We start from the raw sequence: 22,962 nt of genomic DNA on the forward strand, positions 1-22,962 counted from the left end.
TGTCCGGCTCTTTATGTATCTTGTCCGCGGAAGGATTGTGCGATATAATAGTGCTGTCTTTGAAAAATTACGGGGTCTGCCCTGGAAAGGATACGGGGAGTTGATTTGCCCCGGACAGCAAAAAATGTATAGAATTCATCAAATTCGTTTAAAACCGGGAGAGGATCAAAGCCTGATCCCACAAAAAATAAAAAAGAAAACCGGGGCGGCTGTCACGGATTGGATTATCCGCCGGGAGTCGGTGGATGCGAGGGACAAAAGCCGCATCAGTTTGGTGTATACGGTGGACTTTTCCTGTGATAAAAAGCTCAAACTGCCTTTGGCGCCCGATCTGACCTATCAATATGCAAAGTCGGGAAACACTCCCATGAGCGAGCGTCCGCTCATTGTTGGGTTCGGTCCCTGCGGAATGTTTGCGGCGTTGATTTTGGCAGAGATGGGCTACCGGCCTATTGTTGCTGAGCGGGGGCGGGCTATGGAGCAGCGGGTAAAAGATGTGGAGCGGTTCTGGCAGACCGGCCAGCTGGACGAGGTTTCCAATGTGCAGTTTGGAGAAGGCGGCGCAGGGACCTTTTCCGATGGAAAGCTGACGACAGGCATCAAAGACCCAAGAATTTTTAAAGTGCTGGAAACCTTTGCGGATGCCGGAGCCAGCCGGGATATTTTGTACAAGCATAAACCCCATATCGGAACGGACGTGCTGCGCCGCGTGGTTGTAAATCTGCGCAAAAGAATCCAGGAACAGGGCGGCGAAATTTTGTTTGAAAGCCAAGTCACGGATTTGCTGGTGTCGGACGGTGAATTGCATGGTGCAGTCATCAATGACGGGCCGATTTTTCATACGGAGCATTTGATTCTGGCCTTGGGCCATAGCTCCCGGGATACCTTGCGCATGCTCAGAAAGCGGCGGCTTCCAATGGAGCAAAAACCCTTTTCCATCGGCGTCAGAATCGAGCATCCTCAGGAATGGATCGACAGGGCTCAGTACGGGGACCCGGCTCTGGCGGAGCTGCTTGGCCCGGCGGATTACAAGCTAAGTTACCATTGTGAAAATGGGAGAGGTGTTTATACTTTTTGCATGTGCCCGGGCGGCGAAGTGATTATGGCTGCTTCACAGAAAGGAATGACGGTGACCAATGGGATGAGCAACCACGCGCGGGACAGCCGGTTTGCCAACAGCGGTCTTCTGGTAGATGTGAGAACTTCTGATTTCCCATCCGCCGATGTGCTGGCAGGGGTGGAATTTCAGGAAAAATATGAACGGATGGCATTTGAGAACGGCAATCCACCGCGCACAACCTGGGGAGCCTTTTCGGATAAAATGAATCCGGTGGCAGCCAGCCTTCCTGATTTCGCAGTTCAGTCGATAAAAGAAGCCATGCCCCATCTGGGGAAGAAGCTGCGCGGGTTCGATGATCCAAGCGCAAGGATGACCGCTGTGGAAAGCCGCAGTTCTTCTCCGGTCCGCATCTTGCGAAACGAGGGGATGGAGTCTGAAATTCAAGGCATTTATCCGGCCGGCGAAGGTGCGGGATACGCCGGCGGTATTATGTCGGCGGCCGTAGATGGGATTAAGGCTGCTGAACAGATTATCCGTAAGTGCCGCCCTCCCGAAAAGAAGTGAATGGAAAGACGTATGTCGTGTTCTAGCAGTGAAAGCGGAATTTCAATATGGGGGGTGCGTGGGTTGAAATAGCTTCGGAGATCGAAAGCTTCTGGGTAATCGCAGTCGCATCCCTTACGGGGTGCGTGGATTGAAATAGTTTTAGGAATGGATGTAATAGTAACAGATGCCGTCGCATCCCTTACGGGGTGCGTGGATTGAAATAAAGATGAGATAACGACAAATGCCCAAGGTGAAGCGTCGCATCCCTTACAGGGTGCGGAGATTGAAATTTGATCCGAGACTGTTCCCTGCTGGACTTGGTAACTGGGAAAATTTCATGAAAATTTTGTACTTTTTTTCGCAAAGTTGTGGGCCAGAGAGGCCTCATATTGAGAAAAAGGCCGTCTGGCTGCTCGAAGTTTAATTTGAGAGGGCTCAATCGTTGAAAAAGGCGTAAATTTTAAAAAGATTGTTCTGTTTTTTCCAAAGGATAGCACTTCCATTTAAAAAGCATGATTCACTCTCGCTGGTCAGAATGGTATTTTGAAAATTGCTTGCCGCATCAGTGGTTTCATATGTTACAATTAAAGAAATAACGAATATTTTGTAAATAGGAAATGAATGAAAGGATTGAAATTATGATAAAGATTGAATTGCTAAACGTTTCCGGACAAACCATACAAGGGCTTTCGATCAAAGAACCCGGCGGTGAAGGACACCCCAATATGCTGATTTTACTTTGCAAAAGGGGATATATTATGTGTGGATATTTGAATCAAGCCGCAGCGGAAAAGTTTAGCGACGCCGCTGCGATCATCAGTGGCAGCAGCTTTGATGAACTGTTGGAAAACGCTGTAAAAACGGTAACTCCCGAAGCTGAAAAACTGGGTGTTACCGTTGGGATGAAAGGCGCAGAGGCTGTTGTAAAACTAAACGGATAAGGGAAATTGTAAATGCGAGGTGCGAAAGGCAAGCGAACATGGATTCCCTGGGGCTTTCGCACCTAGAATAAGCTGAATTTAATCGTAAATTGTAAGAGATTTGGAAAAGTAGTTTGAAAACAAGTAGAGTAAAAGCAAAATAGTAATAAATATCGGAGATATTTTTAACAGTTTTGCAGTCGCACCCTTTGTGGGTGCGTGGATTGAAATAGAAATTGTTTAATATTATAGTCTTTATCCCACGTCGCACCCTTTGTGGGTGCGTGGATTGAAATCGCAAACCAGCCCGTACCGTTATGTTCCCAGCCAGGTCGCACCCTTTGTGGGTGCGTGGATTGAAATATTTATCAATTAGTTCTAAAGAACGCACTATACTGTCGCACCCTTTGTGGGTGCGTGGATTGAAATAATATTGATTAGGGCTTGGAGCTGTGGTGAAAGCCCGTCGCACCCTTTGTGGGTGCGTGGATTGAAATGGATCCAGGTCCTCAAAGAGGATCGCCCGAACATCGTCGCACCCTTTGTGGGTGCGTGGATTGAAATTGGACACACCAGAAATTCTTGCAAGTTCTTCTTGTGTCGCACCCTTTGTGGGTGCGTGGATTGAAATTTTAGCTCTGTCAGGAGCATCCGAAGATGCAATAGTCGCACCCTTTGTGGGTGCGTGGATTGAAATTCTAAAAAGTAAATCGCCAGCTCATAAGCGGTTCTGTCGCACCCTTTGTGGGTGCGTGGATTGAAATCACATATGCAGATCCAGACCACCGCCATGTTTTGGTCGCACCCTTTGTGGGTGCGTGGATTGAAATCGCAAGCCAGTCATTAGCCGCTGGTATTGCTCTAGTCGCACCCTTTGTGGGTGCGTGGATTGAAATCAATTATGCGATAAGAAACACGAACCGATTTGCAGGTCGCACCCTTTGTGGGTGCGTGGATTGAAATTATGAAAATAAAATCTGATTCATCCAATCTCTCGTCGCACCCTTTGTGGGTGCGTGGATTGAAATCAAGACGATACTACCACTACTGCTCAGAAGATGGGTCGCACCCTTTGTGGGTGCGTGGATTGAAATGAGGGTTATTTCCAGCGACCGGTCACTCTGATTGAGGTCGCACCCTTTGTGGGTGCGTGGATTGAAATCTCCAAGTCGTCTGCATCTTTGAGTTTGGTCAATAGTCGCACCCTTTGTGGGTGCGTGGATTGAAATGACATAAAGCGATCAACAGCATCCGAACTGCCAAGTCGCACCCTTTGTGGGTGCGTGGATTGAAATCGGTACTGATAATTTACTCATACTACTGTTTTCGTCGCACCCTTTGTGGGTGCGTGGATTGAAATTCCTTTGTTATTAGCCTGCTGCCTGTGTAGTCTTCGTCGCACCCTTTGTGGGTGCGTGGATTGAAATTCCTTTGTTATTAGCCTGCTGCCTGTGTAGTCTTCGTCGCACCCTTTGTGGGTGCGTGGATTGAAATTGATCGCCGTCAATCTGAAAGAGCAGAGCGAACGTCGCACCCTTTGTGGGTGCGTGGATTGAAATTCCCTTACTGAGGGTATAAAAATAGACCCCTTGAGTCGCACCCTTTGTGGGTGCGTGGATTGAAATGATGTAGAAAAAAATATCATATCGGACAGCGCCGTGTCGCACCCTTTGTGGGTGCGTGGATTGAAATATATTCTTGGAAACCCATTTTAACCGGGTCTATAGTCGCACCCTTTGTGGGTGCGTGGATTGAAATGTAATGGCTTCGATTAAAGCAGCTTCCATTTTACGTCGCACCCTTTGTGGGTGCGTAGATTGAAATGGCAAAATCTCACAGCCGAGTGCACTGCAGGTATGTAATTAGCTCCCGGCATCCCCATATACTCCAAGTTGCCGGTACCCTGTATTGTAGATGCTTTTGAATTGTTCAAATAAGGCAATATTCAGCATGCTATGAGCATGGCACCAGACAAGATCGTTATCTCGTAACCCAATCCCTCCAATAATCGTCATAATAGACGAAAAATTTCACTTTTTATCCACGATTGAATTCCATTTATGGTATGATACAAGTAAGAAAATTATGGAAGCGAGCATGGGTATGAAAAACAGCAAACTATTCGCGCATATTACAAAGATCAATGAACAGCGAAACGAACAGACCATAAAAGAGCACTCTGTAAAAGTCGCTGAATACGCCGGGGAAGCGCTAAAGGGAATCGGACTCTTTTTTATCAGTTATCTTGGCGGGCTGCTTCATGACATGGGTAAGGCCAGAGAGAGGTTTACCAAATACCTTGAGGAGCAATATGCAGGTGGACAGCCGGCACGGGGAAGCGTTAACCACACCTTTGCGGCAGTTCGCTACATTATGGAACGCTACCATTCACCGGACGCGCCGAAAATTGAGCGGATAACCTGCGAAATCCTTGCTGCTGCCATGGGGTCTCATCACGGACTGTTTGACATACAAGATCCGACCGATCAGGAAAAGACCAATGGATTTCTGCATCGAATGGAGTGCGATGCAGAAGAAATCGGCTATCAGGAAGTAAAAGAAAATTTCTTTCGAGAAGTCGCTGACGAAGAACAAATTGACACCTTATTCCAACAGGCCTGCGAAGAAGTTGAACATTTTCTGGAAGCCATCGGCAAACAGAATAAAACCCCCAACAATCGGAGTGAGCGGATGATGTACAGCTATCTTGAGAGGTTGATTTTATCCGCAATTATTGAAGGGGATCGAAGAGATACGGCGGAGTTTATGAGCGGAAACCTGATTGAACAACTTCAGCCGGACCGCAGATTTTGGATAGAACAATGCGCGCACATGGAAGAGAAAATAAAAGATTTTAAAAAGGACTCGCCGATCAATGAAGCGCGCTCCTATATTTCACAAGAATGCAAAAAGGCCGCTTTCAAGAGAGGCAGTATCTACCGATTAACGGTTCCTACCGGCGGGGGAAAAACACTGGCCTCGCTGAGATACGCACTGAATCATGCTGCGGAATATGAAAAAGACCGCATCATTTTTATCATACCTTTGCTGAGCGTACTGGATCAAAACAGCAAAGATATAAGAGACTATGTGAAGGATCATAATTTGGTCTTAGAACACCATTCCAATATCGTAAACACGAACATGGAGCAAGACGAGCTGGACAAGAACGAACTATTGATGGAAACCTGGGCAGCTCCTTTTGTGGTATCGACCATGGTGCAGCTTTTGAATATCCTCTTCTCCCATAAAACTTCCGCTGTTCGCAGGATGAAATCGCTATGCAACAGCGTAATCATCATCGACGAAGTACAATCCCTTCCGTTAAAATTTACCGAACTATTCACCACTGCAATTAACTTTCTGGCGGATTTCTGCGGCAGCACCGTAATCCTATGTTCCGCAACACAACCGGCATTTGAGCGAGTGAGCCTGTCGCTTCACCTGGCGGATAACCCGGATATCGTCCAAATCGACAAAGAAAGAATGGAGGTCTTTAAGAGAGTCAGGTTAATTGATAAAACAGAAGGTCCGGGCATGACACTGGACGAACTCACTGATTTCACAAGGGAAAAGATCGAAGACAGAGATTCCATTCTGGTTATTTGCAATACGAAAACCACAGCCAGGAGGCTGTATCAGAAAGTAAAAATAGCATGTCCAAGGGACTATGAGATTTATCACTTATCAACCGCCATGTGCAAACAGCATAGGCAGGACATTCTTGATAAGATTGGCAGGACGCCCGGGCTTCACGAAGATCGAAAAGTGATCTGCATATCGACACAGCTTGTAGAAGCTGGTATCGACTTTTCCTTTGAAAGCGTTATCCGAATTTGGGCAGGCATTGACAACATCGTACAAGCAGCGGGAAGATGCAATCGAAATAATGATTGGCAGCATATCTGCGATGCCTTTCTTGTAAAACTGAAGGAAGAATCCCTGGGGCCGCTGAAGGAGATTGAAACCGCGCAAAAATGCTGCAGCAAGGTACTTTATGACTTTAAGAAAAAGCCGCAGCTGTATGGAGACGACATCCTGTCGCAGGAATTAATCCAGTTTTATTACAAACGCTTGTTTGGCGATACTCGCGTTAAAATGCAATTCAAATACCCAGTTACCATCGACGACACCGAACAATTTATCCGCACCATGCTCATGGACTGTGAAACCATGGAGGCTGAGTGCCCGCCGTTTTATTTTAGACAAGCATTTAAAACAGCAGGCAAATACTGCAAAGTCTTTGACGATGATAAGACGGATGTTGTGGTAAAATACGATGAGAAGGTTGATACATACATTGCGAATTTGTGCTCCGAAAAGGCAAAATGGAACTATGCTTATCAAAAAGAACAGCTGGATGCCATGAAACCCTATACCGTGAGCCTGTTTCCATATGAATTGAACAAGTTGAGAGAAAATGGACGTTTAGCAGACGACCTCATAGAGGGGGTGATCATTTTGGACAAAACCGCTTATAACGATGACACCGGTGTTTGTCCTGACGAATACGTACAGTCCGATGATTTTTTGTCCATGTAATGCAAAGGAAGGAGAAAGTCTATGAAGCACGATAATTTTGTGGAATTTCAAGTCTCCGGAGATTATGCGCTTTTTTCCGACCCCATGACAAGAGTGGGCGGAGAAAAATTCACCTATCAGGTTCCGACCTACGAAGCGCTGAAGGGAATTCTACAAAGCATCTACTGGAAACCTACGCTCGTCTGGGTGATTGATTCGGTGCGGATCATGAATCCAATACAGACCGAGGCCAAAGGAATTCGGCCCATCAAATACACCTGCAATAAAAATGACCTTTCCTATTATACATATCTGAAAAACTGCTGTTATCAGGTCAAGGCCCATTTTATCTGGAATGAAAACCGGCCGGAGCTTTCCCAGGACCGAAATGAAAACAAGCATCATAATATCGCCAAGCGCATGATTAAAAAAGGCGGAAGGCGGGATATTTTTCTCGGCACCAGGGAGTGTCAGGGCTATGTGGAGCCTTGTGTTTTTGGAGAAGGAAAAGGCGCATATGATGAGATACCGGAATTGGATTTTGGTATGATGTATCATGGAATCACTTATGCGGATGAAGCTTATTGCGAGGAAACAAAAGGGAAAATGACCGTTCGTCTATGGCACTGCATTATGCGTTCGGGCGTGATCGACTTTGCTCCGCCGCAAAGCTGTATTCACCGACCTGTGCGGGAAATGTCCATGAAGGCTTTCGGCGAAGAACACTGCAATTTTCAAAGTGTGGATAAGACGGGGAGGGATATCGATGAGTCTCTTTAAAATGCTGTATGACACCTACGAATCCAATCAAGCGATGGTCGCTAATCCCTATACCCAATATCCGCTTTGCCCCGTATCGCACATGACTGCCAGTGTCCAGATCGAAGTGACCATTGATGATGAAGGGAATTTCCAAAGCGCCAGTATGATCTCCGATAAGGAAGACAGTGAAACGATCATTCCGGTAACCGAGGAATCGGCCAGCAGATCCAGCGGCATTGCCCCTCATCCATTGTGCGACAACCTTACCTATTTGGCAGGGGACTATCAATGGTATGCGGCCACTAAGAAAGAAGCGGATACCGGAAAAAATCGATTTGAAGCCTATATGAAAGAACTGGAACAATGGAACGGGTCGGAGTTTTGCCATGAGAAGGTGAGCGCAATCTGCAAATACCTTTCCCAAAAGAGATTGATCAAAGATTTATCGGAATATGGCATTGTCAATCTGGATGAAACGGGAAAACTGACTAAAGACAAGATTGCGGGCAGAACTTATGATAAATGTATGGTTCGTTTTCTTGTTTTCGGCACAGAAGAACCGGAAGAATGCTGGCTGGACAAGACGTTGTTCCAAGCATGGCAGGACTACTATATTCACGAGAAAAAAGGACGGGAAGATATTTGTTATTTGACCGCAAAACCAGCGGCCGTCTCGGATAACCATCCCAAGGGGATTCTCGCCTCCAGTTACGGAGCAAAACTATTTTCTGCCAACGATAATACGGACTTCACTTATCGAGGCCGCTTCCGGGATGGTGAACAGGCATATGCCTTCGGATACGAAGCATCTCAAAAAGCGCACAATGCGTTGAAGTGGCTTGCTAAGCAGCAGGGCTATTCGATAGGAAACAGCGATAAAAGGACGTATATCTGCTGGAATTTGAAAAATATCAAGATGCCGAGAGCAGGGGAGGACTTGGAATATGAGGAAGATGTTCGGCCCAATACCATGCCGGAATATCGCAAGAAATTACAGAAGTTTTTAAATGGTTATGCGGATAACTTTAATGCAACAGACGAGATCGCTCTGCTTACCCTGCAGGCAGCGACGACTGGCCGCCTTTCAATCACCTATTATAATCAGCTGAATGCGCTGGATTATTTTGCACGGATTCGCAGCTGGTACGAAAGCTGCTGCTGGCAGTTTACCACCTTCGACAGTCAGAAAAAGCCCCATCAGGAGGTGAAAACACCGGCTATCGGCAAAATCATAGCTTATGCCTTCGGCAGCGAACAAGGGGGAATGGTAAAAGTGGATGACAAGCTGATGATTATGCAGTACCAGAGATTATTTCATTGTATCGTGGATCAGCAGCGTATTCCAAGTGACTTTATTCATGCTATTTTTCAAAAGGCATCCCATCCGCAGGGGTATACTTACGGCAACCGGGAACGGATTTTATCGACCGCATGTGCATTAATTGCAAAATACTACAAAGACAAAGGAGTGGAAATCGAAATGAATTTGGAACAAAATCTGGAAAAGCTGACGGGGCAGGACCGAAGAAGTTTTCTTTACGGAATGCTCCTGGCTGTTTATGAACTAGCTGAGCGAAGTACATATGATGATAAGGAAAGACGGGAACCGAAGGCCATTCGTTTCCAGACGGCCTTTGCACAGCACCCGGGTGCAACCCGTAAAATCATCGAAGAGGCGCTGAACCCTTATTTCAATCGCATGACACCGGGAACAAGGAATTATTTCAGAAAAGAAATCGGAACGATTTCCGAAATCCTGGGAGTAGAATCCCGTATAGAACAAAATAAGGCTTTGAACGAACTGTATCTGACCGGCTATTGGCTGGAAAGGGCGGAATTGTATAAGAGTAAAAAAGATGCATAGAGGAGGAATATAGAATGAGTACTTTAAATCATAAAATCGATTTTGTTGTATTAGCAGCAGTCCGCAATGCCAATCCCAACGGCGATCCGCTGAATGGAAACCGGCCAAGAACAACCTATGAAGGATATGGCGAAATTTCCGATGTTTGTATAAAACGGAAATTGCGTAACCGGCTTCAGGATGAAGGCGAGTCAATTTTTGTTCAGTCTGATGATCGTGCGGACGACGGTTTTTCTAATCTAAATGACCGGGCGAAAAACACACTTCCGGAAAAGCTCAGTAAGGAAGATTTTGCAAAACAGGCTTGCGAGGCCTGGTTCGATGTTCGTGCTTTTGGACAGGTGTTTGCATTTAAAGGCGCAGCACCAAAGGAGGGTGTCTCCGTTGGTGTCAGAGGTCCGGTATCCATTCACCAGGCCAGGAGCATCACACCGGTAGATGTGTCCAGCATGCAGATCACAAAGAGCGTAAACAGTGAGGATGATAAGAAAAAAGGATCCGATACAATGGGTATGAAACATATGGTCAATTTTGGACTGTATGAAATAAAAGGGTCCATCAACGTTCAGCTGGCTGAAAAAACCGGTTTTTCGGCTGAGGATGCTGAGAAATTAAAAGAATGCCTCAGAACTTTGTTCGTCAACGATGCTTCTTCGGCCAGACCGGACGGGAGCATGGAAGTGATCAGAGTATATTGGTGGGAGCATAATAATAAGATCGGACAGTATTCTTCCGCAAAGGTTCATCGCAGCCTGGAAATCAAGGAAAAGGATCCATCTCAAGTTCCAACCTCCATCGACGACTATGATATCAGAATTATTCCATTGGAGGGCCTGGAACCTGAATATATTGAGGGGATTTAGTATGCCGCGCTATGAAGAAGAGGAATATTTGCTGCTTTCCGGTATCCAGCACTTTGAGTTTTGCAGGAGGCAGTGGGCGTTAATTCATATTGAGCAGCAGTGGGCGGAAAATTACAGGACCACAGCCGGCGAACTGATGCATAAAAAGGCTCATGAAGAAATGTCGGTTGAAAAGCGGGGAAAGCTGCTTATTATGCGGGGGCTTCGCATCGCCTCCGCCAGCCTTGGAATATCTGGGCAGTGCGATGTGGTGGAGTTTCACCAAAGGAAGCAAGGCATAAACCTGGAAGGTTACGATGGACTTTGGCAGGTAGTGCCGGTGGAATACAAGCGGGGCACGAAAAAAGATGGGCTGGAGGATGAAGTTCAGCTTTGTGCACAGGCGATATGTTTGGAGGAAATGTTTCTGACCGAAATATCAAAGGGATATTTGTTCTATGGAGAGAACAAACGGCGGGAGGAAGTGGCTTTTACCAGTGAACTGCGCAGCCATGTGGAAGAGATCTGTGAGGAAATGCACAGGCTTTATAAAAGAGGATATACACCTAAGGTAAAAACCACGAAAAAGTGCAGATCTTGCTCGCTGAAAGACCTCTGTCTGCCCAAGCTGAATAAAAATCTGGATGTGACCAAGTACATAAATGATCAGATCGGTGAGGCGGGTGAAGGTGAATGAAAAAACTCTTGAATACGTTGTATGTCCTTTCTGAGGATGTGTATCTGGCACTGGACGGAGAGAATGTTGTTGTTCTGCGTGAAGAAGAAACGGCAGGACGCTTTCCCCTCCACACTCTGGAAAATATCGTCAGCTTTAGCTATAAGGGAGCATCACCTGCCCTGATGGGAGCATGCGCATCCAGAGAAGTGGGAATGAGTTTTTATTCTCCCCGCGGTAAATTTTTGGCCCGTACTGCAGGGACGTCCTTTGGCAATGTTTTATTGCGGAAAGAACAATATCGGATTTCCGATCATGAAGAAAAAAGCCTTTCATATGCCAAAAACATGATCATCGGGAAGGTGTTCAACTGCCGCTGGAGTTTGGAACGTACCATTCGGGACAACGGCATGCGTATTGATACTGACCGGGTGAAAGCAGTTTCTCAATCCTTGAACGAAGGTCTGCCTCATATCAAAAACTGCGAAAATTTGGATTCTCTGCGAGGCCTTGAGGGAGAGCTGGCTTCCAAATATTTTTCTGTCTTTGATAATTTGATCATCAATCAGAAAGAGGACTTTAAGTTCCATGGGCGCAGCCGCAGACCGCCTATGGACAATATCAATGCGCTCCTGTCCTTTGCCTATACCATTTTGGGCAATGAGTGCGCCGGAGCATTGGAAGGCGCGGGGCTAGATGCATATGTGGGTTTTCTTCACTGCGATCGGCCCGGAAGAACCTCGCTGGCTCTAGACATGCTGGAAGAATTGCGGGGAATTATGGCAGATCGCTTTGTGCTCACCTTGGTAAATAAAAAGATAATAAAAGGGGAGCATTTCGACTGTCAAGGCGATGGAGCGGTTTTGCTCAACGAAGATGGCCGAAAGCAGTTCTTTTCTGCGTGGCAGTCTCATAAAAAGGAGACGCTGACTCATCCCTTTTTAAAGGAAAAAATTCCCTGGGGTCTGGTGCCTTATGTTCAGGCGCTGCTCTTGGCGAGGACAATCCGTGGGGATCTGGAAGCGTATCCGCCGTTTTTATGGAAATAAAGGAGTGATTTTATGTTGATATTGATTACTTATGATGTATCCACTCAGAATAGCGGCGGGAAGCGGCGACTACGGAAAGTGGCCAAAGAATGTGTGAATTATGGGCAGCGGGTGCAGAACTCTGTGTTTGAATGCATCCTCGATCCGTCCCAGGTGCTGCTTTTGAAGGACAAGTTGTTATCTATTATTGATACGGAAGTAGACAGCCTTCGGTTTTATTATCTTGGAAATAACTATGCGAATAAGGTTGAACATTTTGGGGCCAAGGTGGGTTATGAGGCAGAAGGCGTTTTAATGGTCTGAAAGCAGCCTGATGCGCTTGGTGCGAAGGCCAAGCGAACATGAAATCCCCGGGTCTTTCGCACTAAAATTCGATTGAGTTTTTACAGAAAATGGTTAGTTATTCAGGGAATTGAATTGAAAGTTTCGTGTTTAAAGCAAGATTGTACAGAATCTATTTGAAATTTTGTGTTGTTTTGCAGTCGCATCCCATACGGGGTGCGTGGATTGAAATTCCACCATCTGGTGGTTCATTCGCTGCTACGGCAAGTCGCATCCCATACGGGGTGCGTGGATTGAAATATTTTGTATCCATTGTTTGTCGTATTCTATCCGGGTCGCATCCCATACGGGGTGCGTGGATTGAAATCAAAAATCGGCATATCCTTTGCCGATCGTATCGTAGTCGCATCCCATACGGGGTGCGTGGATTGAAATTTGAGCATAACAAAAATATTGCGCTTTTAGCCGAGTCGCATCCCATACGGGGTGCGTGGATTGAAATATGCACATACTACTCCTTTTATGGTTAGTATGTGGTCGCATCCCATACGGGGTGCGTGGATTGAAATTCTGTATTTTTTGAGAAGCTCAGCGGCAACGTTAGTCGCATCCCATACGGGGTGCGTGGATTGAAATAAAGCAATCTACGACACTAAATACATACATGCAGTCGCATCCCATACGGGGTGCGTGGATTGAAATGTCGATATAATCTTTTTTAGGCTCCTCATATGTAAGTCGCATCCCATACGGGGTGCGTGGATTGAAATTACTCTGCTGGCTATTTACAAAATGAAGCTACAAGTCGCATCCCATACGGGGTGCGTGGATTGAAATTCTGTGGGGAAAAGGAATGATATACGACAGATGTAGTCGCATCCCATACGGGGTGCGTGGATTGAAATGGATACTCTCTTGATCTGGAGGGCATGCAGGCAAAAGTCGCATCCCATACGGGGTGCGTGGATTGAAATTATGGATACGGATACATTAAAAACAAATTATACGTCGCATCCCATACGGGGTGCGTGGATTGAAATCGCAGAATCTTGACGTAATAAAAACGGAAAATGGTGTCGCATCCCATACGGGGTGCGTGGATTGAAATGGATACTCTCTTGATCTGGAGGGCATGCAGGCAAAAGTCGCATCCCATACGGGGGTAGTGGATTGAAATGCAAGCGGGATCTCATAGCAGTTTGCGAGATATTTGTGCCGTACCATACTACAGGGTGTATAAATACTAGATTTGAAATACGAACGCAAAATATGATAGCATAAACCATATAGAGGCTGTATTGTATATGTGACCAAAAAGGATTTATATACTGATCATATAGTTCTTGCTATTTTTTAACGACATTGTCGAAGGGAGAGCTATAATTTGCAGCGACGTGATTTGCATATTGGGTCAGCAGAAAAAAGCAAGTCTTTAGAATCTGTCAATATCGAAATTTCAGATAGGAAAGAATTAGTTTGATAGTTTACTGTCCCAAATCACATCGATTGGAAGTAAGCAACTTAAAAATTGTCAAAGATTGGTTTGAATTCTTCCAAATTTGATACTTTGCCGACTTTCTTCAAGCTTGTATAGAAAAAGTATCAATATAAAGATAATTACTCTTAAATCCTGATAGTTTTGGATGAAGCTGAATTGGACCACTTCGCATGTCTAAGTAAGTTTTATTTGTTTCTTATTTTAAGCAGTTACTAATTTTTTGCAAAGAGACCTCAAATTCCAGACTTGAGGTCTCCTGTATCATTTCATAGTTTATTCTTTTTTATCAGACTTTCACCAGTCATCTCGTTCGGTATAGCAATGCCCATCAGGTCCAACAGCGTTGGAGCCAAATCTGCCAATTTTCCTCCGTCTCTCAGTTGAACAGGGTTATCGGAAATGTGCAACAGCGGTACTTGATTTAACGAATGAGCTGTAACAACGTTTCCGTTTTCGTCCAACATATTATCCGCATTTCCGTGATCTGCAGTCAACAAAATTTGTCCGTCTTTTTTTAAAACAGCGTCCACAATCTGGGGCACGCATTTATCCAATGTTTCAATAGCAGCAACGGTAGCTTCCATGATGCCGGTGTGGCCGACCATATCGGCATTGGCGAAGTTGAGAATAATTACATCATACTTGTCAGAAGCGATTTCTTCCAAAACTTTTTCCGTGACTAAGTAGGCGCTCATTTCTGGCTGAAGGTCGTATGTGGCTACTTTTGGGGAAGGAATCAGGATACGCTTCTCATTTTTATTGGGCGCTTCCACACCACCATTAAAGAAAAAGGTGACATGTGCATATTTTTCTGTTTCTGCAATGCGCAGCTGAGTCAGTCCTAAATCAGACAAATATTCGCCCAACGTGGCCTTGAGAGACTGCGGGGGGTAAGCAATATGGACATTGGGCATTTCCGCATCATATTGAGTCATACAAACATAATAAAGATTCTCAAGTTTTTTCTTGCGTTGAAAACCATCAAATTCGTTTGCAACGAAAGCGCGAGTTATTTCCCGTGCCCGATCCGGCCGGAAATTGAACATAATCATTGCATCATTATCATTCACGACCTGTCCATGGTCTATGAATGTAGGCTGAACAAACTCGTCGTTTTCATCCCTTTCATAGGCAACCTTTAGCGCTTCATCCGCCGAAGCAGCACGAAGGTTGTTTCCAAGTGTCATGGTATCATAAGCTGCGTTTACACGGTCCCATCGTTTGTCCCTGTCCATGGCATAGTATCTGCCAGCGATGGACGCAATTTTCCCAAGACCGACTTTGTTCATATGCGCTTCCAACTGCTGGATATATGCAGCAGCGCAGCGGGGAGGCACGTCTCGGCCATCTAAGAAGCAATGGACGTATAATTCCTTAACTCCTTTTTCAACGGCCATGTCGATCAAGGCTAATAAATGATTAATATGGCTGTGAACTCCTCCATCAGACACTAATCCCAAGAGATGGAGCGCGGAGTGGTTCTTAAGAACGTGCTCCATTGCTTCGTTCATGACTGTGTTATTAGAAAACACACCATCTTCGATTTCTTTCGTAATGCGAGTCAGTTCTTGGTATACGATCCGACCAGCACCTATGTTTAAGTGACCAACTTCCGAGTTTCCCATTTGCCCTTCCGGCAAACCGACTGCTAGGCCGCACGCCTGCAATGTGGTTTTCGGGAATTTAGCAAAAATTTTGTCCAATTCTGGTGTGTATGCTTGCGCAATGGCGTTTCCATAAGTATCTTTGTTATAGCCAAAACCATCCAAGATCATCAGCATGGTCGGCCGTTTGAAGCTATTCATGTATGTTACCTCCATATTAAGAGAAATTTATAAACCAATATCTTATTTATTATATCAAATTCCAGAATAGATTCCTACTTGTTTTTAAACGCTTTCACTGACCAGTTTTGCCTTGTGGGATCGTCATCATCCGAATTTTGCTTATCCCAGAGGTACAGGCCAATTATTGCAGCTTTAAAAATCTCTTCGAATTATTTGCCGAATCAATAGATAGATATGGTACAATAAGATGTATTGAATATTCTTTGCTTAAAGAGATATTCCAATTACGGCAGAGAAATTGGTAAATATCGTGGTTGAAGCGGATAGACGTGCCGTTTTCTCTGGTGTGCGTGGTGCGCTCTGCGGAGGAACTTGCTGATGAGGAGCAGTTGAATGAATAAGGAACGCTTTAGCTGGTGGTGCGAAAGGCAAGTGAACATGGATTCCCAGGGGCTTTCGCACCAGTTAAAAGGTGAAATTGGGGTATAAATGATAGTAATTTTGGAGATGTTATGGAATTTGGGTAGGTTAAAAACAAACTAGTTATAAATATATGAGGTATGCTTTATAGTTTTGCAGTCGCATCCCATACGGGGTGCGTGGATTGAAATTTGTCAAGTGAACGACAGACCGCAGAAGTCTTTAAGTCGCATCCCATACGGGGTGCGTGGATTGAAATGTAGATAAAGAGCCAAGTAGAATTATGTTAGATAAGTCGCATCCCATACGGGGTGCGTGGATTGAAATACTTTTTGAATCAAACATCCATGCTCTATGTCCTGGTCGCATCCCATACGGGGTGCGTGGATTGAAATGTTCGAGGCGTTGGCCTCCATGCCGGTGAGCTTGTAGTCGCATCCCATACGGGGTGCGTGGATTGAAATGTTGTCTATGATGACACGATCGAGCGTAATGAGGTCGCATCCCATACGGGGTGCGTGGATTGAAATTATGCAGGTAAACGTATTGAAAAGGTATGTGGACGTCGCATCCCATACGGGGTGCGTGGATTGAAATCAGACTCGAAGCGTTAAAGTTGCAGACGCAGCAGGTCGCATCCCATACGGGGTGCGTGGATTGAAATGACAGGCTTTATTGAGCAAAAAGGAAGTTGCAGTTGGTCGCATCCCATACGGGGTGCGTGGATTGAAATTGCGTCTTTGTAGTGTCCGAGAGAGTAACGGACACGTCGCATCCCATACGGGGTGCGTGGATTGAAATCGGGCCGTGCTGTCTTATGCGGCGCAAATCACCGGCGTCGCATCCCATACGGGGTGCGTGGATTGAAATTATGATCACGCCAGGAACCGTGAGAGCGGAAACGTCGCATCCCATACGGGGTGCGTGGATTGAAATATCGGCTGTCCTCTTGACATCATTATACCACCGAAGTCGCATCCCATACGGGGTGCGTGGATTGAAATATGGTACTGCTAGACCAAGCTAATGTGGACTTAGGTCGCATCCCATACGGGGTGCGTGGATTGAAATTAATGTAAATTGAACTCTATCCCCTACTATACCAGTCGCATCCCATACGGGGTGCGTGGATTGAAATGACAAAATGATAATTTTTTGAAACTCCAGTTGTTATTGAATCGTTTCGTTACCAATAACTATCTGAATAAGCGCTTCCTGGCAGCAATCACGATATTGGGCCAGCTGACATACAAGTGATCCTGCTTTTCCACGAAGTATATCTTGAACGCCGGATTGAAAAAAGGGTTAGTAGAAACCAAATAAAACTTGCTGAGATGCGGCCCGTAAGGTATCCTATTCTTAACCTCTCAGTAATGACGGAATCAGCGGTAAAATAAGATGCTGTCAATTCCATCTAAAAGCCAGCCGCAACCAAACAACTGACCAACACCAAAACAGAAACTTGAACAATGAGAAGGCGAAGCCCCAACCGGATGTTGGGTGCTGGATCTTTACATTCATATATTAGGAGGAATAAATAGTAGGATGAAATGGACAAAACAGCAGCAAGAAGCCATTAACCTGCGCGACCATAATATACTAGTCTCCGCTGCCGCCGGCTCAGGAAAAACGGCGGTGCTTGTAGAGCGGATCAAACAGCTGATTTTAAAAGACAGGATCGGCCTCAACCAGTTTCTGATCGTGACCTTTACCAATGCGGCTGCTTCAGAAATGAAAGAAAAACTCATTGCCGCCATCACAAAAGCCATTGAGGAGGACCCGCAAAGTTCAGCTTTCTTGAGAAAACAGCTGGATTTGGCGGCTAATGCCAATATCAGCACCTTCCATTCGTTTGCCCTGGAAGTAATTCGCAGATATTTTTATCTGATCGACATTGAGCCCAACTTTAAAATCGGCGATGAAGGCACTGTGGAAATCATGAAATGGGACACGATCGATCAACTTTTTTCGGATTGTTTTGAAGCAGAAGACCCGGAATTTCTGGAGTTTCTCCGAGCCTACGCTTCTGACCGCAGCGAACACGCCCTCAAAGAAAATTTATTGAACCTTTACACCACCATCCGCAGCATACCCCATCCGCTTCAATGGCTGGATACGCATATAAAAGACCTGGATTTCTCAAAAGAACGGTTCGGAGAAAGCCCCCTGGCCCAGTTCATAATGCAAGACCTGAAAACAAGCGTTTCCCAAATTCTTGACGGCTTCAGACAGGCCGGCCAACTGGCGGAAACGGCGGGAACGGAAGGCATCTATCATAAGAATCAAGAGGACTTGGAGGCCCTTGAGCCTTTGGAAAGAATGGCGAAAACCGGAGATTTGGAAGGGATAGGGAGGCTCCTTGCTACCTTTAAAGCCAATACCATGCGTGCGGGAAAAGCCGAAAAAGAAGATTACGAGCAAATAAAAGAAGAGATGAAAGCCAGCCGGGATTTCAGCAAAAAAATGATCAGCGGGTTGAAAGAGCGATATTTCGCCCAGACCATGGATACCTATGTGGAGGATTTGCAGAGTGTCTATCCAGCCGCGCGCTATTTGCAGAACTTGCTTTTGGAATTTGACCGTCGTTTTCGCGAGGCAAAACTGGAAAAGAACTTGATTGATTTCAGCGATATTGAACATTATGCTCTCGAAATTCTGGAACATGAGGAAGCTGCCAAAGAGTACAGAGAAAAATTTGCCTGCATTTTTATCGATGAATATCAGGACAGCAATGTATTGCAGGACACCTTGATCGACCGCATCCGAAGAGAAAATAACCTCTTTATGGTGGGGGATATCAAACAGAGCATTTATAAGTTCCGGCTGGCGGAACCGGAGATTTTCCAGGCAAAATACCAGCAATACGCCTCCGGCAAAAACAAATTCGACACCAAAATTGACCTGAACCAAAATTTTAGAAGCAAGGGCCGAGTGATCGCTGCTGTAAACGGCGTATTTGAAAAAATCATGAAAGGCTACGATCAGGATGCCGCTTTGTATCAGGGTGTTCCTTATGAAGGTGAGCTGGATTACAAGACGCAGCTTCATATTGTAGACAGCAGAATTACCGAGGACATGGACCTGGATGAAGATGTGGCTGAGATGAAAAATGCCCAGCTGGAAGCCCATGCAGCCGCCGGTATTATCCGGGAACTGCTTGGAAAACCCATCTTTGATGTGAAAAAAAATTGCCAGAGAGCTGTTACAAAACGGGATATTGTAATTTTGATGCGAGGAACGAAGAACTATGCTGATGTCTTTCAGGAAATTTTTACGGAACTGGATATTCCTTCTTATGTGGACGACAGCGGCGGATATTTTGATACCATCGAGATCCAAGTGTTTCTCAACCTCTTAAAAGTGATCGATAACAAACGCCAGGATCATCCCCTTCTAAGCGTGTTACGTTCAGCGATCTTTCATTTTTCCATCGATGAACTGATCCACGTCCGGCTTGCATATAAAGATGTCTCGTATTTTGAAGCATTCCAGAAGTTTGCTGATGGGACAGAGGAGCGAGAGCTTTCGGAAAAATGTGCCGATGTACTAGAAAAACTACGGATATACCGAGAAATGGCGCAGGTACTGCCGCTGGAAGAGTTCATATGGAAATTGATGTGGGAAACAGAGTACTACACCTATTGCGGCGCTTTGCCGGCCGGACAGCAAAGGCAGGCTAATCTGAGAGCGCTGGCGGATAAGGCCAAAGATTTCCAGGAAACCGGACGGGGCGGCATCTATGGGTTTCTTACCTATATACAGGCGCTGGAAAACCGGAAAGTGCCCACCGGACAGGTAAAGCTCATCAATGAAAACGACGATATTGTCAGAATTATGACCATTCACAAAAGCAAGGGCCTAGAATTTCCAGTTGTCATTGCAGCTGGCCTGGGAAAACGTTTTAATTTCAATAAAACCGGGAAAGGATTCATTGCCCATAAAGACCTGGGGTTGGGCCTGACCCGGGTGGAATATAAGGAGCACTGGTATCGAAAGACCCTTATGCAGACTGCCATTGAACGGAAGATGCGCCAAGAAGATTTGGAAGAGGAGCTTCGAATCCTTTATGTGGCATTTACAAGAGCTATGGACCAGCTAATCCTTCTAGGCACCAGCAAAACCATCGAAGATGGACAGCCTAAACCGTCTCCAGCCAAGAACTGCTTTCTCGATTATTTAATTCCGCTGATCCAGGAAGGAGAGTTGGATTTGCACCTGCACGATAGGACTCAGCTCACCGGAGAAAGCCGGCAGCGGGGACAGAACCGTGAAAAGGTCAGGAACTATTTTTTAGAGAGCGCGGACCATTCGCTTTTGCAGGAGCCGCTGTACCAGGAAATCGATCGAAGGTTCTCCTTTCAGTATAAGAATTTGGCCGCTTTATCCAAAAAATCCAAATACTCGGTTACAGAGCTGAGCCGAATGGGAAGCGAGCATGCAGAAGAAGAAATCGCTCTCAGGTCTCCGGCATTTTTACAGGGAACGCAAGACTTTACCGCGGCTCAGCGGGGGACGATTATGCATAAAGTCATGGAGTGTATTAACTTTGCCCAGGCGCTGTCGCAGACAAGGGCAGGGAAGGGCGAGGAATATGTGCGCACCCAAGTTAAGCGGATGGAAGAACAGGAACTTCTGCTGCCGGATGAGGCGCAGGCCGTGGAATGCGATAAAATAGCGGCATTTTTCCAAAGCGACATTGGTGTGCGCGCGGCCAAAGCCGATCAGCTGTACAAGGAAACGGAATTCAATCTGCTGAAAGAGGTGGACGGCACAGAAGTAATGGTTCAGGGTGTGATTGACTGCTATTTTGAGGAAGAAGATTATTTGGTTTTAATTGACTATAAAAATAGTTATGTAAATAAAAAAGATCGAGAACAGGCGCTGCGGAAACTGAAACAAACATATGAGGGCCAAGTCCAAATCTATCAGGAAGCTTTGGAAATTATCCGTCAAAAGCCGGTCGCGGAAGCATGTTTATACCTTTTTAGTGAAAATGACTGGATCAGCTATCACACAAATAACAACGGATGAACGCAATTCCCTCAACCGGTCGACACCTTATCCTGTCATAATGAGGAAAACGATAAGAAAGAGGTAATGAAATGGGAGATAAAGCCGAGATCGGAGTGAAAGTAAAGAAGAAAAGTTCGTTGTGCAGAAAAGGTGTGATCGGGCTGTATGTGTGTGCCGGATTATCGCTGATATGCGTCATTTATATGCTGTATTATTCGATTACCTATGTATCGAGTTATTACGCCAGCTATGGAATGTCCATATCGGAAGGAATTAAAGATGTAATTCAATATGTGGCTTCCAGTACAGGAAACTATCTGGGATTTGCCATATTATTTTTTGCAGCTGCCGTTATTTTAAAAAAGGTGGATGCTCTTTCACCAAAACCGGAAGTGGCTCAACAGCAGATTGAGCTGGAGAATACCTTTAAAGAGCAGCTGACAGGAGCTGTACCAAAGGAAGAAGCACTGGAAACCGAAGAGGAACCGCAGCAAGACGCGGAGCTTGAAACCCCGGAAGGAGAAATGGAGGCTGAAGCGCTGGAGGAAGCAGCGGGCGAACCGGAAACACAAGAGGAAGGCGATTCGGTAGAACTTCAAGAGGGAGAGAAAAAAGAAAGCTAGGAGATAAATAAAAAAGTCAGGACATCCTCGTGCCTCTTAGCAGGCTGCGAGGATTCTTTTATCTTTTGCCAATATCTTTTCTCAGCGAGAGATTTGCCTTTGACACCCGCTGTAAAATCCCTTACACTATTACATAGGACAATTTATATATGTTTTCGCATTTAAAGAAAAAATAGGATCTTTTGTATATCGAAGGAGGAAAACGATGCTTCATTTGAAAAGCGACAAAACCATCTATCAGTTTTCTGATCAGAACGAACCAGTTATGACGGTTTCTCCAGGCGCGACCATCCTGATCGAAACGATGGACTGTTTCGCCAACCAATTGAGAAGCCCGGAAGACAAGATGGAAACGCTGGATTGGGACCGGACTAATCCGGCAACTGGACCGATCTATGTTCAAGGCGCCCAGCCAGGAGATACCCTTAAGGTCACCATCGATAAGATCGAGCTCAATGAGAAAGGCACATCCGTGTGCGGTGAAGGCATGGGTATTTTGGGCCATCTGCTCAAAGACAGCCATACCCGTGTAATCCCAGTCTCCGACGGCCAGGCACATTTTGCTCCAGGGATCGATATTCCTCTCAACCCCATGATCGGCGTAATTGGAGTGGCCCCGGAATCAGGAAAATCGATCAATGCGGGAACGCCTGGACATCATGGAGGAAATATGGACAATAAAATGGTGACAGAAGGAGCGACCATTTACTTCCCTGTGGCGGTCGACGGCGCGCTCTTTGCCATGGGAGACCTCCATGCGGCTATGGGCGATGGGGAGATCGGCGTTTCCGGACTGGAAATACCGGCGGAAGTCACTGTTACGCTGGAATTAATCAAAGAAAAAGCACAGACAGAGCCTGTGCTGGAAGATCGGGATTATTGGTCAGTGATCGTTTCTAGAGAATCCTTGGATCAGGCGGCTTCGGACGCGACGGAAACCATGTTTCTGTTCCTGAAAGAGCGAGTGGATATGAGCGATCCGGACCTGACCATATTAATGAGTCTTGCCGGACAGCTTCAATTCTGCCAGGTGGTAGATCCGCTGAAAACGGTTCGCTTTGTGATACCCAAGGGCTACTTGGGGCAGATCGAATTTTAA

13 protein-coding genes and 3 CRISPR repeat arrays are annotated in these 22,962 nt (G+C 45.8%); of the genes, 12 read left to right on the forward strand and 1 reads right to left on the reverse strand.

Going from position 1 to position 22,962, the window contains the following annotated elements:
* The first annotated feature begins 124 nt into the window (after positions 1–124).
* The 9 genes from NIA71_RS02540 (at position 125) to cas2 (ending at position 12,543) form a co-directional block, all read left to right on the forward strand.
* Positions 125–1,624, forward strand: coding sequence for an NAD(P)/FAD-dependent oxidoreductase (locus NIA71_RS02540; RefSeq protein WP_253019621.1), 1,500 nt, complete (start codon positions 125–127; stop codon positions 1,622–1,624).
* Positions 1,625–2,244: 620 nt separating this feature from the next.
* On the forward strand, positions 2,245–2,547 hold the full coding sequence (locus NIA71_RS02545) for a YunC family protein (protein ID WP_227755249.1): 303 nt from the start codon (positions 2,245–2,247) through the stop codon (positions 2,545–2,547).
* Positions 2,548–2,725: 178 nt separating this feature from the next.
* Positions 2,726–4,350: a CRISPR direct-repeat array (repeat unit 32 nt; unit sequence GTCGCACCCTTTGTGGGTGCGTGGATTGAAAT).
* A gap of 273 nt (positions 4,351–4,623) precedes the next feature.
* Positions 4,624–7,068, forward strand: coding sequence for a CRISPR-associated helicase Cas3' (gene cas3, locus NIA71_RS02550; RefSeq protein WP_253019622.1), 2,445 nt, complete (start codon positions 4,624–4,626; stop codon positions 7,066–7,068).
* 21 nt (positions 7,069–7,089) lie between these two features.
* A complete protein-coding gene (gene cas5c, locus NIA71_RS02555; RefSeq protein ID WP_253019623.1) occupies positions 7,090–7,827 on the forward strand; it encodes a type I-C CRISPR-associated protein Cas5c in 738 nt (245 codons plus the stop codon).
* Positions 7,814–9,673, forward strand: a complete 1,860-nt coding sequence (cas8c, locus tag NIA71_RS02560; RefSeq protein ID WP_253019624.1) for a type I-C CRISPR-associated protein Cas8c/Csd1 — start codon at positions 7,814–7,816, stop codon at positions 9,671–9,673. Before cas5c ends, cas8c begins: the two co-directional genes overlap by 14 nt.
* A 14-nt stretch (positions 9,674–9,687) precedes the next feature.
* Positions 9,688–10,536 (forward strand): type I-C CRISPR-associated protein Cas7/Csd2, encoded by an 849-nt coding sequence (gene cas7c / locus NIA71_RS02565; protein WP_227755245.1) that lies wholly within the window; start codon positions 9,688–9,690, stop codon positions 10,534–10,536.
* Between the two features lies 1 nt (position 10,537).
* Positions 10,538–11,212 carry a CRISPR-associated protein Cas4 gene (cas4, locus tag NIA71_RS02570; RefSeq protein ID WP_227755244.1) on the forward strand — a complete coding sequence of 225 codons (675 nt, stop codon included), beginning with the start codon at positions 10,538–10,540 and terminating at the stop codon, positions 11,210–11,212.
* Positions 11,209–12,240: a type I-C CRISPR-associated endonuclease Cas1c gene (gene cas1c / locus NIA71_RS02575; RefSeq protein WP_253019625.1), complete on the forward strand. Its 1,032-nt coding sequence runs from the start codon at positions 11,209–11,211 to the stop codon at positions 12,238–12,240. Before cas4 ends, cas1c begins: the two co-directional genes overlap by 4 nt.
* Before the next feature lie 12 nt (positions 12,241–12,252).
* Positions 12,253–12,543 carry a CRISPR-associated endonuclease Cas2 gene (gene cas2 / locus NIA71_RS02580; RefSeq protein ID WP_227755242.1) on the forward strand — a complete coding sequence of 97 codons (291 nt, stop codon included), beginning with the start codon at positions 12,253–12,255 and terminating at the stop codon, positions 12,541–12,543.
* A gap of 178 nt (positions 12,544–12,721) precedes the next feature.
* Positions 12,722–13,699: a CRISPR direct-repeat array (repeat unit 33 nt; unit sequence GTCGCATCCCATACGGGGTGCGTGGATTGAAAT).
* 587 nt (positions 13,700–14,286) lie between these two features.
* On the opposite strand, the gene gpmI is transcribed toward cas2, so the two are convergent.
* Positions 14,287–15,825 (reverse strand): 2,3-bisphosphoglycerate-independent phosphoglycerate mutase, encoded by a 1,539-nt coding sequence (gene gpmI, locus NIA71_RS02585; protein ID WP_148394939.1) that lies wholly within the window; start codon positions 15,823–15,825, stop codon positions 14,287–14,289.
* Between the two features lie 560 nt (positions 15,826–16,385).
* Positions 16,386–17,365: direct repeats of the CRISPR family, unit length 33 nt; unit sequence GTCGCATCCCATACGGGGTGCGTGGATTGAAAT.
* 407 nt (positions 17,366–17,772) lie between these two features.
* On the opposite strand from gpmI, the gene addA reads away from it, so the two are divergent.
* The 3 genes from addA to NIA71_RS02600 all read left to right on the forward strand — a co-directional run bounded on the left by addA (position 17,773) and on the right by NIA71_RS02600 (position 22,962).
* Positions 17,773–21,258 (forward strand): helicase-exonuclease AddAB subunit AddA, encoded by a 3,486-nt coding sequence (gene addA / locus NIA71_RS02590; RefSeq protein ID WP_253019626.1) that lies wholly within the window; start codon positions 17,773–17,775, stop codon positions 21,256–21,258.
* A 71-nt stretch (positions 21,259–21,329) separates the two neighbouring features.
* Complete coding sequence (locus NIA71_RS02595) at positions 21,330–21,863, forward strand: hypothetical protein (RefSeq protein WP_148394943.1); 534 nt, start codon at positions 21,330–21,332, stop codon at positions 21,861–21,863.
* A gap of 205 nt (positions 21,864–22,068) precedes the next feature.
* Positions 22,069–22,962 (forward strand): acetamidase/formamidase family protein, encoded by an 894-nt coding sequence (locus NIA71_RS02600; RefSeq protein ID WP_148394945.1) that lies wholly within the window; start codon positions 22,069–22,071, stop codon positions 22,960–22,962.

This window comes from Ihubacter massiliensis (assembly GCF_024125305.1).
Lineage (GTDB): Bacteria > Bacillota > Clostridia > Peptostreptococcales > Anaerovoracaceae > Hominibacterium > Hominibacterium faecale.

What these genes read in the sequence shown, in the direction of transcription:
- cas5c (WP_253019623.1), top strand. Translation starts at nt 7,090, where the DNA reads ATGAAGCACGATAATTTTGTGGAATTTCAAGTCTCCGGAGATTATGCG.
- cas4 (WP_227755244.1), top strand. Translation starts at nt 10,538, where the DNA reads ATGCCGCGCTATGAAGAAGAGGAATATTTGCTGCTTTCCGGTATCCAG.
- gpmI (WP_148394939.1), bottom strand. Translation starts at nt 15,825, where the DNA reads ATGAATAGCTTCAAACGGCCGACCATGCTGATGATCTTGGATGGTTTT.
- NIA71_RS02540 (WP_253019621.1), top strand. Translation starts at nt 125, where the DNA reads ATGTATAGAATTCATCAAATTCGTTTAAAACCGGGAGAGGATCAAAGC.
- cas1c (WP_253019625.1), top strand. Translation starts at nt 11,209, where the DNA reads ATGAAAAAACTCTTGAATACGTTGTATGTCCTTTCTGAGGATGTGTAT.
- NIA71_RS02600 (WP_148394945.1), top strand. Translation starts at nt 22,069, where the DNA reads ATGCTTCATTTGAAAAGCGACAAAACCATCTATCAGTTTTCTGATCAG.
- cas7c (WP_227755245.1), top strand. Translation starts at nt 9,688, where the DNA reads ATGAGTACTTTAAATCATAAAATCGATTTTGTTGTATTAGCAGCAGTC.
- NIA71_RS02595 (WP_148394943.1), top strand. Translation starts at nt 21,330, where the DNA reads ATGGGAGATAAAGCCGAGATCGGAGTGAAAGTAAAGAAGAAAAGTTCG.
- cas2 (WP_227755242.1), top strand. Translation starts at nt 12,253, where the DNA reads ATGTTGATATTGATTACTTATGATGTATCCACTCAGAATAGCGGCGGG.
- cas8c (WP_253019624.1), top strand. Translation starts at nt 7,814, where the DNA reads ATGAGTCTCTTTAAAATGCTGTATGACACCTACGAATCCAATCAAGCG.
- cas3 (WP_253019622.1), top strand. Translation starts at nt 4,624, where the DNA reads ATGGGTATGAAAAACAGCAAACTATTCGCGCATATTACAAAGATCAAT.
- addA (WP_253019626.1), top strand. Translation starts at nt 17,773, where the DNA reads ATGAAATGGACAAAACAGCAGCAAGAAGCCATTAACCTGCGCGACCAT.
- NIA71_RS02545 (WP_227755249.1), top strand. Translation starts at nt 2,245, where the DNA reads ATGATAAAGATTGAATTGCTAAACGTTTCCGGACAAACCATACAAGGG.